This window comes from Micromonospora sp. H33 (genome assembly GCF_052068455.1).
GTDB lineage: Bacteria > Actinomycetota > Actinomycetes > Mycobacteriales > Micromonosporaceae > Micromonospora.
This window is the reverse complement of the sequence record NZ_JBQHDE010000003.1, coordinates 425,000-438,199: the sequence shown is the minus strand read 5'-3', so window position 1 is coordinate 438,199 and position 13,200 is coordinate 425,000. Positions and strand designations below refer to the sequence as shown.

Here is a 13,200-nt window from a genome sequence, read left to right as displayed (position 1 = left end):
CCGTCGATTGCGGTCAGCGGGGGGTGGGGCGGTCGGGGCGGGTCGTGGACGTCAGCCAGGTGTCGAACAACGGGGCGAGCTTCTTGCCGGAGATGCGTTCGGACAGCGCCACGAACTCAGCCGTCGTGCCATTGTCGTCGCGCTTCTGGGATGCCCAGGCCTTCAGGATCTCGAAGAAGGCCGAGTCGCCGACGGTCACCCGCAACGCGTGCACCGTCATCGCGCCACGCTGGTAGACCGACTCGCTGAACAGGTTCTCCACCCCCGGGTCGCCCGGCGGCGTCCGCCAGACCCGCGCGGGCGAGCCGGCGTACCGCGCGTCGAACTCCGCCTGCGCCGTACGCTCGCCGTCGTGCTCGGCCCAGAGCCACTCGGCGTACGTGGCGAGGCCCTCGTTGAGCCAGATGTCCTGCCAGCGGGCCAGTGCCACGCTGTTGCCGAACCACTGGTGGGCCAGCTCGTGGGCGACCACCCCGGTGTTGTCGCCGCCCCGGAAGAACCCCGCCGAGTACACCGGCCGGCTCTGCGTCTCCAGCGCGTACCGGATGCGGCTGTCGCTGACGACCACCCCGCCGTACGCCGCGAACGGGTACGGCCCGAACACGCCCTCCAGGTAGTCGGCGACCTCGGTGGTCCGGGCGATCGACCGGTCGGGCGCGCCCTCGGCCACCTCGGTGGTGACCGCGTGGAAGACCGGCCGTCCCTTGTGCTCACCCTGGGTCAGCCGGAACTTCCCGATCACCAGGGTGCTCAGGTAGCTCGCCATCGGGTTGCGCTCGGCCCACTTCCACGTCGTCCAGCCGCCCGAGCCGGCCTTCCCGGCCGGCACGCCGTTGCTGACCGCGGTCAGGCCGTCCGGGACGGCCACCTCGAAGTCGTACGTGGCCTTGTCGGAGGGGTGATCGTTGACCGGGAACCAGGTGCTCGCCGACTCGGGTTGGCCGAGCGCGATCGCGCCGGTGTCGGTGTGCAGGAAGCCTCCTACGCCGAGCACCTCGTTCGCCAGCGGCTCGGGCACCCCCTCGTACGCGATCTCGGCGACGAAGCCGTTGCCGGAGACCAGGCCGCGGGCCGGGGTGACCACCAACTCGTTTCCGGTGCGCGCGTGCTTCGCCGGGGCGCCGTCCACGGTGACCGACCGCACCGTGAGGCCGGCCAGGTCCAGGTTGAACGCCGACAGGTCCTGGGTGGCGGCGGCCCGCACGGTCGCCGTGCCGGTGAGCCGGTCCGTCGCCGGGTCGTACCGGACCTTGACCCTGTAGTGGCCGACGTCGTAGCCGCCGTTGCCGTACGTCGGGAAGTACGGGTCGCCGGCGCCGGGCGCGCCGGGCCTGAACTGCCGGGACGACGACGTCGGCGCGCCGCTGGCCGAGATCGGGACCGGCTCGTCGGACGAGCCGCAGGCGGCCAGCCCGAGCGGGATCGTCAGCACCAGCGCGGTGCTGGCGCGCAGGAGTCGCCGCGACAACGTCATCGCCCTGTCCCTTCGCTGTGCCGGCACGCACCACGTCGGCCGCCCGACCGGCGCCGCCGACCGGCCGGGGACGACCGGCGCACGTACCGCCTGGGCGGCAGCCTACCGAGCGTCGATCGACGGCGGGGTCACGGCCAGGGCCGGTGGGGTCACGGCAGGGCCGGCGCGGTCCGCCCGGTCAGCCAGGCGTCGAAGAACGGACGCAGGCTCTTCCCGGAGATCCGCTCGGCGAGCGCGACCAGGTCGTCGGTGGTCGCGTTGCCGCCGCGCCGCTCGGCCGTCCACGTCCGCAGGATCGTGAAGAAGGCCTCGTCACCGACCGTACGGCGCAGCGCGTGGACGGTCAGCGCGCCGCGGTTGTAGACGGCGCTGCCGAACATCTGCCCCCGCCCTGGGTCGAGTGTCGGCCGCGACCAGTCGGTCATCGCGTACTGGCTCTCGAAGTTCCGCTGCGCGGTCCGGCCGCCGTCGTGCTCCTCCCACAGCCACTCGGCGTACGTGGCGAAGCCCTCGTTGAGCCAGATGTCCCGCCAGCGGGCCACCGCGACGCTGTTGCCGAACCACTGGTGCGCCAGTTCGTGCGTGACCACCCCGAGGTTGGGCCGCCCGCCGCGGAAGAAGCCCGGCCCGTAGACCGGCCGGGACTGCGTCTCCAGCGCGTACCCCACCCGCGGGTCGGTGACCACGATCCCGCCGTACGACTCGAAGGGGTACGGCCCGAAGCGCCCGGCCAGGAAGTCGGCGATCTCGGCGGTGCGGGCCAGCGACGTCGCCTCCGGGCCGGTCGCGGCCAGCCGCTCCGGCACCGCCGTGACGATCGGCTTCCCGGCGTGCGTGCCGCTCGTCACGCGGTAGTCCCCGATGACCAGCGTGCTCAGGTAGCTCGCCATCGGCGTGCGCTCGGCCCACCGCCACGTGGTCCGACCGCCGGCGCTGGTCCGGTCGCCCGGCACCCCGTTGCTGAGCGCCTCCAGCCCGTCCGGGACGGTCACCTCGATGTCGTACGTGGCCTTGTCGGTCGGGTGGTCGTTGACCGGGAACCAGGTGGCGGCCGAGTACGGCTGGCCGAGGGCGATCGCCCCGTCCTCGGTGTGCAGGAACCCGCCGCTGCCCAGCTGCCCGTCGGGGCGGGCGGTGGGGACGCCCGCGTACGCCACCTCGACGGTGAACCGGCTGCCCCGGGCCAGCCCCCGCTCCGGGGTCACCACCAGCTCGTCGCCGTCGCGGCGGTACTCGGCCGGGGTGCCGTCGACGGTCACCGTCGCCACGTCCAGCCCGACGAGGTCCAGGTTGAATCGGGACAGCGGCTCGGTGGCGGTGGCGGTGACCACGGCCTGGCCGGAGAGCCGGTCGTCGGGCGGGTCGTAGTCGACGGCGAGGCGGTAGTTGTCGACGTCGTACCCGCCGTTGCCGGCCCCCGGGACGTACGGGTCGCCGATCTCGGCGGCGCCGGGCCGGAAGTCGGCGTCGTCCCGGCCGGACGCGAGGCAGCCGGCGAGCACGACCGCCGCCGCGACGGCCACGGCCAGGGCCGGCCGGATCCGGGCAGAAGTACGACGCACCGGTCGAGCCTATCGGCGCGACCGGTGCGTGCGGTGCTTCTCGAGGTGGGTCAGCGGTCCAGGACCAGGCCGACCTTCTGGAACTCCTTGAGGTCGCGGTAGCCGCACTTGGCCATCGCGCGGCGCAGCCCGCCGAACAGGTTGAGCTGGCCGTCCGGCTCGTCGGCCGGACCGAAGAGCAACTGCTCCATCGAGCCGAGCGGCTCGCCGGCCACCTCGAACGCGCCGCGCGGCAGCGACGGGTGGCTGGCGGCCGAGTGCCACCACGCGCCACCGGCCGGCGCCTCCTCGCACAGCGACAGCGGCTCGCCGAGCATCACCGCGTCCGCGCCGCAGCCGAGGGCCTTCGCGATGTCGCCGGAGGTCTGCATGTCGCCGTCGGCGATCAGGTGCACGTACCGGCCGCCGGTCTCGTCCAGGTAGTCCCGCCGCGCGGCCGCCGCGTCGGCGATCGCGGTGGCCATCGGCACCCGGATGCCGAGCACGGACTCGGTGGTCGACCAGTCGTCGCCGCCGATGCCGACGATCACGCCGGCCGCGCCGGTGCGCATCAGGTGCAGGGCGGTCTTGTAGTCGGTGCAGCCGCCCACGATGACCGGCAGGTCGAGGTCGGCGATGAACTCCTTGAGGTTGAGCGGCTCGTCGGTGGTCGACACGTGCTCGGCGGAGACGATCGTGCCCTGGATGACCAGGATGTCGACGCCGGCGTCGAGGATGACCGGGGCGAGCGCGAGGGTGTGCTGCGGGGAGACCCGCACGGCCACCGTGCCGCCGCCGGCGCGCAGCTCGCGGACCCGCTCGGCGATCAGGTCCGGGCGGATCGGCTCGGCGTACACCTCCTGGAGCCGCTTGGTGTGCCGCGCGCCCTCGTCGAGGCCGGCCAGCTCCTCCAGCACCTTCGTCGGGTTCTCGTAGCGGGTCCACAGACCCTCCACGTTGAGCACGCCGAGGCCGCCGAGCTGGTTCAGCTTCACGGCCGAGGACGGGCTCATCGTCGCGTCGGAGGGATGTCCGACGCAGGGGATGCCGAACGGGTACGCGTCGAGCTGCCAGGCCGTGGAGACGTCGTCGACGTCCCGGGTGCGGCGGCTCGGCACGATCGCGATGTCGTCCAGGTGGTAGCCGCGCTGCGCGGTCTTGCCCAGCCCGATCTCGACCACGTCACGCATGGGGACTCCAGGTGGTTGGGGGTGGTGGGTCAGCGGGAGTGGTAGTTGGGCGCCTCGACGGTCATCTGGATGTCGTGCGGGTGGCTCTCCTTGAGCCCGGCCGCGGTGATCCGGATGAGCTGGCCACGGCGGTGCAGCTCGGGGATGCTCTCCGCGCCGACGTAGCCCATCGCCGCCCGCAGTCCCCCGATGAGCTGGTGGGCGACCTGGGCGAGCGGGCCCCGGTACGGCACCTGGCCCTCGACGCCCTCGGGGACCAGCTTGTCCTCCGCGAGCACGTCCTGCTGGAAGTAGCGGTCCTTCGAGTACGACTTGCCCTGGCCCCGGGACTGCATGGCGCCCAGCGAGCCCATCCCCCGGTATGCCTTGTACTGCTTGCCGTTGATGAAGATCAGCTCGCCCGGGCTCTCCTCGCAGCCGGCCAGCAGGCTGCCCAGCATGACCGTGTCGGCCCCGGCGACGAGCGCCTTGGCGATGTCGCCCGAGTACTGGATGCCGCCGTCGCCGATCACCGGGACGCCGGCCGGCCGCGCCGCCCGCGCCGCCTCCATGATCGCCGTGATCTGCGGTACGCCGACACCCGCCACGATCCGCGTCGTGCAGATCGCGCCCGGGCCGACCCCGACCTTGACGCCGTCCGCCCCGGCCTCGACCAGCGCCTTCGCGCCCGCGTACGTGGCGATGTTGCCCCCGACGATGTCGATGGCGACGTCCTTCTTGAGCCGGGCGACCATCTCCAGCACGGCCCGCTGGTGGCCGTGCGCGGTGTCCACGATCAGCACGTCGACGCCGGCGTCGACCAGGGTGCGGGCCCGCTTGTACGCGTCCTCGCCGACCCCGACCGCCGCGGCCACCCGGAGGCGGCCGGCCTCGTCCTTGGTGGCGTTCGGGTACTGCTCGCTCTTGGTGAAGTCCTTGACGGTGATCAGCCCGCGCAGCTTGCCGGAGCCGTCGACGATCGGCAGCTTCTCGATCTTGTGCTGGCGCAGCAGGCCGAGCGCGTCCTCCTTGCTGACCCCGACCGGGGCGGTGACCAGCGGCGGGCGGGTCATGATCTCGCGGACCGGTGTGGCGGGGTCGGACACGAACCGCATGTCGCGGTTGGTGACGATGCCGACGAGCTGGCCGTCGCCGTCGACCACCGGCACGCCGGAGATGCGGTACCGCCCGCAGAGCGAGTCGACGTCCCGGAGCGTGTCGTCCGGGCTCGCGGTCACCGGGTTGGTGATCATGCCCGACTCGGAGCGCTTCACCAGGTCGACCTGGAGCGCCTGGTCCTCCAGGGAGAGGTTGCGGTGCAGCACGCCGATCCCGCCCTGGCGCGCCATGGCGATCGCCATCCGGGCCTCGGTCACCGTGTCCATCGCGCTGGACAGCAGCGGGACGCTCAGCTCGATGGTGCGGGTCAGTTTCGTGCGCGTGTTCACCCGGCTGGGCACGACGTCCGACTCGCCGGGCTGGAGCAGTACGTCGTCGAAGGTCAGCCCGAGCGGCACCACCCGCGCCGAGCCGGCGGGCAGCTCGGGCAGGTGACCGCCCAGCTCGCCGTTGTCGGCGCCGGTCGGATGAGCCGTGCTGGGCGAAATTTCCACGATTGCTCCCCTGAGCTGCTCGGACGGGCTTCAGCGAGGTGGCGCGGGCGGGCACCGGCGCACGCCGGGTGACGGCGCGTCGTCCCATCGTACCCAGTGACCCGCCCCGCCCCCGCCGGTGGCGGGGCAGGTCACGCACGGCCCGGGGGCAGGCGTCGGCGGGGTGTTGGGTCTACGGTGAGGGGGTGCACGACGAGCCCATCGACCCCTTCAACGGTGACCCGGCCGATCCGGCAGCGGGCCTGCACGACCCCGGCGACGACGGGTCGCTCGACCCGCTGACCGACGTCGAGCGGCAGGACGTGCTGGAGGACCTGGCCGACCTGGAGATCTACCAGGCGCTGCTGGCGCCGATCGGGGTACGCGGGCTGGTCATCGAATGCGAGGACTGCCGTGAGCCCCACTACTTCGACTGGGACCTGCTCCGGGGCAACCTGCGCCACCTGCTCAGCTCCGGCCGTCCCCGGGTGCACGAGCCGGCGTACGACCCGGATCCGGACCGCTACGTCAGCTGGGACTACGCCCGCGGGTACGCCGACGGCGTGCACGACACGTTGAGCGAGGGCTCGGACGAGGAGCCCGGCTCCGGGCGCTGACGCCAGGGTCAGGCCACCAGCCCGGCACGGAACCCGGCGGCCACCGCGTGGGCGCGGTCCCGCGCGCCCAGCTTGCGGAAGAGCCGCCGGGCGTGGGTCTTGACCGTGTCCTCGGAGACGAACAGCTCGCGCCCGATCTCGGCGTTGCTCTTGCCCTCCGCCATCCCCAGCAGCACCTGCAGCTCGCGCTCGGTCAGCCCGATCGGCGCCCGGCCGTCCCGGGCGGCGGAGCCGTTGCGCTGGCTGCCCGGCACGGCCCCCTCCGGCTCTCCGGCCGGCTCGGCGGGGTCGTCACCGCGCTGCACGGGCACCACGGTCGGGTGCCCGTTCACCTGGTCGGAAGAGCCGGCCGACCAGGCCGGGGGCGGGTCGGCGGCGGCCCGGCCGGCCGGCGTGGAGCGGGCCGGCCCGCCGACGGAGGCGGCGTCCCGCGCCGGGTCGGTGACCCGGTGCCGGTTGGCCCGCCCGGGGGCCGAGAGCAGCAGCAGGGCCTTGGCCACCGCGCTGGTGAGGTCGTGGTCGGTGCCCTGGATGAGTCCACGGGCGCCGGCGCTGATCGTCGCGGCGGCCGCCTCGGACTCCTCGGCGCCGAGCAGCAGCACGGCGGCCTGCGGCGCCCGGGCGAGCACGCGGCGGACGAACCCCGCGCTGTCCGGCCGGGTGAGCGCCGTGTCGGCGAGCACCACGTCGGCGGGACGCTCCGCGAGCCGCAGCATCACCTCGGGATCGGAGACGGCGGTCCGCACCGCCCCGGACAGTCCCAGCCGCGCCGCCGCGGAGGTCAGGTGCTGTGCCGCCAGGGGCGTCCGAACGCACACGAGAACCGTACGCACAGTGGTCTCCTCTCCGTTCACGAGCAGACCATGACGGGGTCCCCTCGGGAGGAGGTTCCCGCAATCCTCCGAACTTTTCCGACAGTTGGGGCATATGCCGCAAGTTGTCCGAGGTTTTGGATCACAGAAGTGTGAGTCGCGTCGACCCCGGGTACCGGGACGTCGAGCCGGACACGGCGCGCCAGCGCGGACGCCGGTAAGACAGGGAACTCCGCGGTGCCGCGCGGAAGGAGGGGTGCTGATGTCGAACGTACGTAGACTGCCCGGACCCATCGTCGATCTCTGGGACTGGCAGCGTCTCGGCGCATGCCGAGGTCGGGACAGCGCCCAGTTCTTCCACCCGGACGGCGAGCGGGGCTCCTCCCGGCTGCGCCGGGAGTCGGGCGCCAAGGCGGTCTGCCGCACCTGCCCCGTCCGGGCCGAGTGCGCGGCCCACGCGCTCTCCGTCCGGGAGCCGTACGGCGTCTGGGGCGGCTTCAGCGAGTCGGAGCGGCTGCGCCTGCTCGCCCTCGGCTGGGAGGACCTGGCCGACCGCCGGCAGACGCGGGTCGACGTCGCCCGGTTGGAGGCCCGCCTGGGCCGGCCGCACAAGTCGACCGTCCCCGCTCAGCGCAAGATCGCCTGAGTCCGGCCCGAAGGACGACCCCGACGCCGCGCCCCGAACCCGGGGCGCGGCGTCGCACGCTGTGTGACGCACGCCGCGCCACGACCACACCGGTCGGCCCCCTTTGCTCTGCACCCGGATACGCACCGGCTACGCCGTGCTACCGGCGCGCCCGTGGGTGCAGAGCAAAGGACGGAACCGCGGACAGTCGCACCGCCCTCGGACCCCGGGAAACGCCTCCTCAGCCCGGGTCAGCGGACGGTGACCCGGACCGTGTGCCAGCCGGTCGCGCCGTCCGGCGCCACCGCCGAGCGCCGCCCGGTCTGGGTCTCGCCGGTCGAGTCCGTGGCGCGGACCTCGAGCTTGTGCTCGCCCGGCGTCGCGTCCCAGCGCCACGACCACTGCACCCAGGTCTCCACCGAGACCGTGGTCGCCAGCTTGGCCTCCTGCCACGGTCCCTCGTCGACCCGGACCTCGACGCGGCGAATGCCACGGTGCTGCGCCCAGGCCACCCCGGCGACGGTGACCGGGCCGGCGGTCAGCCGGTTGCGCGGGCGCGGGGTGTCGATCCGCGACTGGGTCTTGATCGGGCCCTGGGCGGACCAGCCGCGCGGCACCCAGTACGCGTCGAAGTCCGCGAAGCTGGTCAGCTCCAGCTCGGTCACCCACTTGCAGGCCGACACGTACCCGTAGAGGCCGGGCACCACCATGCGAGCCGGGAAGCCGTGCTCGACCGGCAGCGGCTCGCCGTTCATGCCGACCGCCAGCAGGGCGTCCCGCCCGTCGCGCAGCAACGCCGTCGGGGTGCCGCAGGTCCAACCGTCGACGGACCGCCCGACGACCTGGTCGGCGCCCTCCTCCGGGTCCGCCTCGTCGAGCAGCTCCTTCAGCGGTACGCCCAGCCAGCGCGCGTTGCCGATCAGGTCCCCGCCGACCTCGTTGGAGACGCAGGCGAGGGTCACGTACCGCTCCACCATCCGCCGGGCCAGCAGTTCGTCGAAGGTGAGCGTGATCGGGTTGCGTACCCGGCCGTGGATGCGCAGCCGCCACGTGGCCGGGTCCACCTGTGGCACCACCAGCGCGGTGTCGATCCGGTAGAAGCCGGTGTTCGGGGTGACGTACGAGGCGAGCTGCGGCAGGTCGAGATCGGCGCCGGTCGGAACGGCGGGTGCCGGCGACGCCGGGGACGGCAGGGCGACCGCGCTGCGGGCCGCCGAGACACTCTGCCGGCCGGCCAGCCAACGGCCGCCGAGGCCGGCCACGCCGGCCGCCCCGAGCAGCAGGCCGGTGGCGGTCAGGAAACGCCGCCGCGACTCCGGGTTCGTTGCCGGAGGCTCCCCGGCGCCGTCCGGGTCGCGGCTGTCCCGTCCCGTCGGCGGACCCGCCGGGGCTGAAGGCGCGACGGCAGCGGTCTCGGGTGCCGCGGATGACGGGGTGGGCGGGGACCAAGGCCACGGGTCGAGCTCCAGCGGGCCGGCGATGAACGCCCACAGCACCACCGCGCCGAGGCCGCCCCCGACCAGCGCCGGCAGGGCGTCGGCGGCGTCCGCGCCGGCCCGGGTCAGGGCCGCCCCGACCCCCAGGGCCGCGAACGCCACGACGCCGGTGAGGCCGTACGCCAACCGGCGCCGGGACACCACGCCCAGCAGCGCGGCGAAGCCGGCCAGCAGCAGGGCCGTGCCGACCAGCAGCGCGATCTTGTCGTACGTGCCGAACAGCGCGATGCCGACCTGCTTGAGCGGCTCGGGCACGGTGTCGACGACCAGGCCCCCGACGGCGACGAGCGGCGCGGAGCGCGGGCCGGTCAGCACCGCCACGAGTTCCGCCGACCCGATCGCTATCGCGGCGGCGGTCACCCCGGCCAGGGCGGCGTGGCGGCGCGTCGTCGTGGTCACGCCGACCAGTGTTTCCGATCAGAGCGGCGGCCCGGTAGTGACGTCAGCGTTCCGTAAGCAGACCCCGGAAAACACGTCGGGGCGCCCCGCCTTCATGGCGGGGCGCCCCGACCGGGCGTACGACGTGGATCAGAAGCCCGGGCCGTGCTGGTGACTGTGGCCGTGGCCGTGGCCGTGGCCGCCCGCGGCCGGCTCCGACTCCTTCGGCTTCTCCACCACGAGGCTCTCCGTGGTGAGCAGCAGGCCGGCGATGGACGCGGCGTTGGTGACCGCGTTGCGGGTCACCTTCACCGGGTCGAGGATGCCGGCCTTGGTCAGGTCGACGTACTCGCCGTTGGCCGCGTTGAGGCCGTGGCCCCACTCCTTGCCGACGACCTTCTGCACCACCACGTAGCCGTCGTGGCCGGCGTTCTGGGCGATCCAGCGCAGCGGCTCGACCAGTGCCTTGCGCACGATCGAGACGCCGACCTTCTCGTCACCGGTGAAGCCGAGGTCGTCGTCGAGCACCGGCAGGATCTGGGCCAGGGCGGCACCGCCGCCGGGGACCGTACCCTCCTCGACCGCGGCCTTGGTCGCCGCGATGGCGTCCTCGATGCGGTGCTTGCGCTCCTTCATCTCGACCTCGGTGGCGGCGCCGACCTTGACCACGGCGATGCCGCCGGAGAGCTTGGCCAGCCGCTCGGCGAGCTTCTCCCGGTCCCACTCGGAGTCCGAGGCCTCGATCTCCTTGCGGATCTGGGCCACCCGGTCGGCGACCTCGGAGGACTGGCCGCCGCCGTCGACGATCGTGGTGGTCTCCTTGTCGACCACCACGCGACGGGCGGTGCCGAGCACCTCGATGCCGACCTGGTCGAGCTTGTAGCCCAGTTCCGGGGCGACCAGCTCGGCGCCGGTGAGGATCGCGATGTCCTGGAGCATCGCCTTGCGGCGGTCGCCGAAGCCGGGGGCCTTCACCGCGCAGACCTTGAGGGTCTTGCGGATCGCGTTGACCACCAGGGTGGACAGCGCCTGGCCCTCGACGTCCTCGGCGATGATGAGCAGCGGCTTGTTGTTCTGGAGGACCTGCTCCAGCAGCGGCAGCAGCTCCTCGATCGCAGAGATCTTCTGCGTGGTGACGAGGATGTACGGGTCCTCTAGGACCGACTCCTGCCCCTCCACGTCGGTGACGAAGTTCGGCGAGATGAAGCCCTTGTCGAACTGGAGACCCTCGGTCACGTCCAGCTCGGTGTGCAGGGCGGAGCCCTCCTCGACGGTGATGACACCGTCGCGGCCGACCTTCTCCATCGCCTCGGCGATCAGCTCGCCGATCGTCGCGTCCTGCGCGGAGATGGTCGCGACGTGCGCGATCGCCTCCTTGTCGGCCACCTCGACGGCCTTGCCGAGCAGCGCCTCGGAGACCTTCGCGGCCGCCGCGTCGATGCCCCGCTTGAGGCCGGTCGGGTTGGCGCCGGCCGTGACGTTGCGCAGGCCCTCGCGGACCATCGCCTGGGCCAGCACGGTCGCGGTGGTGGTCCCGTCGCCGGCGACGTCGTTGGTCTTGGTCGCCACCTCCTTGACCAGCTGCGCGCCGAGGTTCTCGTACGGGTTGGTGAGCTCGATCTCCTTGGCGATCGTCACGCCGTCGTTGGTGATCGTGGGCGCACCAAACTTCTTGTCCAGGACGACGTTGCGCCCGCGGGGGCCGAGGGTCACCTTGACCGTGTCCGCGAGGGCGTTGACACCGTGTTCCAGCAGGTGCCGGGCGTCGTCCGAGAAGCTCAGGATCTTCGCCATGAATGTCCCTTCGAAGCGACGTTGCCCCGGCCCGGCGAGCCGGACCGGGGCAACGACACTGATCGGTTGCTTACTTCTCGATGACCGCGAGGACGTCGCGGGCGGAGAGCACCAGGTACTCCTCGCCGGCGTACTTGACCTCGGTGCCGCCGTACTTCGAGTAGAGGACGGTGTCGCCGACCTTGACGTCGAGCGGCACGCGGTTGCCCTTGTCGTCGATCCGGCCCGGGCCGACAGCGAGGACGGTGCCCTCCTGCGGCTTCTCCTTGGCGGTGTCGGGAATCACGATGCCCGACGCCGTGGTGGTCTCAGCCTCGTTCGCCTGGACCACGATCCGGTCCTCGAGCGGCTTGATCGCAACCTTGGTCGCGGTAGTCACGGGCATACCCTCCTGGGGTACTGGTTTCGTTACCGGCCGGCGAGCCGACCAGCGCAATCTGCCACATGCCACCGGGCGGGGCCGTCGTCGCGGGTGCCGGTCCGCCTGGCGTTCACCTCCCGGACACCAGGGCCCGGGGGTTGGCACCCTCAGGGTGAGAGTGCTAATCGCAGGTTATTCCTCGGCTAGCACTCCGTCAAGGAGAGTGCCAACGGGCGCGCCCGTGTCGCCACTGTTCCGCCACTCTTCACCGCAACACGCCGGCATTCGCTTCCTCGGCGGGTGAGCACGCCCTTACGTTCCGGCATCGGGTCGGAACACGGAGGACGGGCGGATGATCGAGATACCAACACTGGGCTTCCTGCGCGACCAGTTACGCCGGGCCCGCCAGGCGCGCGGCCTCAGCCAGGAGGAACTGGGCAAACTGATCAACTACTCCTCCTCCGCGGTGAGCGCAGTCGAGGTCGGCCAGAAGCCGCTCAACCCGGACTACCTGGCCCGGGTGGACACGGTGCTGGAAACCGGCGGCCTCTTCGTCAGCCTGCTGGAGCTGATCCGGCTGCACGCCGCGCCGGACTGGTTCCGCCCGTGGGAGGAGGTGGAGCGTGAGGCCACCGCCCTGCGCTGGTACGACCCGACGGTAATCCCTGGCCTGCTCCAGACCGAGGCGTACGCGCGGGCGATGCTCCGAGCCGGCCCATTGCTGACCCCCGAGGAGGTCGAGGAGCGGGTGCTGGCCCGGATGGCCCGGCAGGCGGTGCTGAGCCGCGACCAGCCGCCGCAGCTCGTCGCGGTACTCGACGAGCAGGCGCTGCGCCGGCAGGTCGGCGACCGGGCGACCATGCGTGAGCAGCTCGCGCACCTGCTGGCCGTCGGCGCTCAGCCGCACGTGCACGTGCGGATCATCCCGGCCGAGACCTCGTGGTACATCGGGCTCAACGGCCCCTTCATCCTGGCCCGGCTCGCCGACGGCACCGAGCTGGCGCACCTGGACAACCAGCTCCGGGGCCACACCGTGGACGGCCCGAACGACCTTGCCAGCCTGGGACGGCGTTGGGAGACTGTGGCCGGTGAGGCGCTGCCGCGCCGGCAGTCCGCCCGCCTGATCGAGGAAGTGGCGAAGTCATGGACCTGACCCGCGCCGCCTGGCGCAAGTCCACCCGCAGCAACAGCAACGGCGGCGCCTGTGTGGAGGTCGCCGACAACCTGCCCGGCGTGGTCGCGGTCCGGGACAGCAAGGACCCGGCCGGCCCCGTGCTCGCCTTCACCCCGGCGAGCTGGCGGGCCTTCGTCGCCGCCTGCCCGACACCTCGCTGATCACCG

12 protein-coding genes are annotated in these 13,200 nt (G+C 72.7%); 4 read left to right on the top strand and 8 right to left on the bottom strand.

What is annotated here, in order from left to right:
- Positions 1 to 13: 13 nt before the first annotated feature.
- From ACTMS0_RS11275 to guaB, 4 genes are all read right to left on the bottom strand, one after another.
- On the bottom strand, positions 14 to 1,468 hold the full coding sequence (locus tag ACTMS0_RS11275) for a M1 family metallopeptidase (RefSeq protein ID WP_441155170.1): 1,455 nt from the start codon (positions 1,466 to 1,468) through the stop codon (positions 14 to 16).
- A 155-nt stretch (positions 1,469 to 1,623) separates the two neighbouring features.
- Complete coding sequence (locus ACTMS0_RS11270) at positions 1,624 to 3,036, bottom strand: M1 family metallopeptidase (protein WP_441155078.1); 1,413 nt, start codon at positions 3,034 to 3,036, stop codon at positions 1,624 to 1,626.
- Positions 3,037 to 3,086: 50 nt separating this feature from the next.
- Positions 3,087 to 4,205 carry a GuaB3 family IMP dehydrogenase-related protein gene (locus ACTMS0_RS11265; RefSeq protein WP_441155077.1) on the bottom strand — a complete coding sequence of 373 codons (1,119 nt, stop codon included), beginning with the start codon at positions 4,203 to 4,205 and terminating at the stop codon, positions 3,087 to 3,089.
- Between the two features lie 29 nt (positions 4,206 to 4,234).
- A complete protein-coding gene (gene guaB / locus ACTMS0_RS11260) occupies positions 4,235 to 5,797 on the bottom strand; it encodes an IMP dehydrogenase (RefSeq protein WP_441155076.1) in 1,563 nt (520 codons plus the stop codon).
- 185 nt (positions 5,798 to 5,982) lie between these two features.
- Here guaB and ACTMS0_RS11255 point away from each other — a divergent pair, with 185 nt between their 5' ends.
- Positions 5,983 to 6,393, top strand: a complete 411-nt coding sequence (locus ACTMS0_RS11255) for a DUF5319 domain-containing protein (protein WP_441155075.1) — start codon at positions 5,983 to 5,985, stop codon at positions 6,391 to 6,393.
- A gap of 8 nt (positions 6,394 to 6,401) precedes the next feature.
- On the opposite strand, the gene ACTMS0_RS11250 is transcribed toward ACTMS0_RS11255, so the two are convergent.
- Positions 6,402 to 7,226: a response regulator transcription factor gene (locus tag ACTMS0_RS11250; RefSeq protein ID WP_441155074.1), complete on the bottom strand. Its 825-nt coding sequence runs from the start codon at positions 7,224 to 7,226 to the stop codon at positions 6,402 to 6,404.
- A gap of 241 nt (positions 7,227 to 7,467) precedes the next feature.
- Between ACTMS0_RS11250 and ACTMS0_RS11245 the strand changes: the two genes are divergently transcribed.
- The gene (locus ACTMS0_RS11245) at positions 7,468 to 7,851 is read left to right on the top strand and encodes a WhiB family transcriptional regulator (RefSeq protein WP_109946349.1); all 384 of its coding nucleotides are present in this window, start codon (positions 7,468 to 7,470) and stop codon (positions 7,849 to 7,851) included.
- Between the two features lie 230 nt (positions 7,852 to 8,081).
- Here the strand turns inward: ACTMS0_RS11245 and ACTMS0_RS11240 are convergent, their stop codons facing one another.
- The 3 genes from ACTMS0_RS11240 to groES form a co-directional block, all read right to left on the bottom strand.
- Positions 8,082 to 9,725: a molybdopterin-dependent oxidoreductase gene (locus ACTMS0_RS11240; RefSeq protein WP_441155073.1), complete on the bottom strand. Its 1,644-nt coding sequence runs from the start codon at positions 9,723 to 9,725 to the stop codon at positions 8,082 to 8,084.
- 129 nt (positions 9,726 to 9,854) lie between these two features.
- On the bottom strand, positions 9,855 to 11,498 hold the full coding sequence (groL, locus tag ACTMS0_RS11235; RefSeq protein ID WP_441155072.1) for a chaperonin GroEL: 1,644 nt from the start codon (positions 11,496 to 11,498) through the stop codon (positions 9,855 to 9,857).
- A gap of 70 nt (positions 11,499 to 11,568) precedes the next feature.
- Positions 11,569 to 11,883, bottom strand: a complete 315-nt coding sequence (gene groES, locus ACTMS0_RS11230; protein ID WP_089005269.1) for a co-chaperone GroES — start codon at positions 11,881 to 11,883, stop codon at positions 11,569 to 11,571.
- 328 nt (positions 11,884 to 12,211) lie between these two features.
- Here groES and ACTMS0_RS11225 point away from each other — a divergent pair, with 328 nt between their 5' ends.
- Together ACTMS0_RS11225 and ACTMS0_RS11220 are read left to right on the top strand one after the other, a co-directional pair.
- On the top strand, positions 12,212 to 13,012 hold the full coding sequence (locus tag ACTMS0_RS11225) for a helix-turn-helix domain-containing protein (protein WP_441155071.1): 801 nt from the start codon (positions 12,212 to 12,214) through the stop codon (positions 13,010 to 13,012).
- On the top strand, positions 13,003 to 13,194 hold the full coding sequence (locus ACTMS0_RS11220; RefSeq protein WP_441155070.1) for a DUF397 domain-containing protein: 192 nt from the start codon (positions 13,003 to 13,005) through the stop codon (positions 13,192 to 13,194). Before ACTMS0_RS11225 ends, ACTMS0_RS11220 begins: the two co-directional genes overlap by 10 nt.
- The last annotated feature ends 6 nt before the right edge of the window (positions 13,195 to 13,200 follow it).

What these genes read in the sequence shown, in the direction of transcription:
- ACTMS0_RS11265 (WP_441155077.1), bottom strand. Translation starts at nt 4,205, where the DNA reads ATGCGTGACGTGGTCGAGATCGGGCTGGGCAAGACCGCGCAGCGCGGC.
- ACTMS0_RS11245 (WP_109946349.1), top strand. Translation starts at nt 7,468, where the DNA reads ATGTCGAACGTACGTAGACTGCCCGGACCCATCGTCGATCTCTGGGAC.
- groL (WP_441155072.1), bottom strand. Translation starts at nt 11,498, where the DNA reads ATGGCGAAGATCCTGAGCTTCTCGGACGACGCCCGGCACCTGCTGGAA.
- groES (WP_089005269.1), bottom strand. Translation starts at nt 11,883, where the DNA reads ATGCCCGTGACTACCGCGACCAAGGTTGCGATCAAGCCGCTCGAGGAC.
- ACTMS0_RS11225 (WP_441155071.1), top strand. Translation starts at nt 12,212, where the DNA reads ATGATCGAGATACCAACACTGGGCTTCCTGCGCGACCAGTTACGCCGG.
- ACTMS0_RS11220 (WP_441155070.1), top strand. Translation starts at nt 13,003, where the DNA reads ATGGACCTGACCCGCGCCGCCTGGCGCAAGTCCACCCGCAGCAACAGC.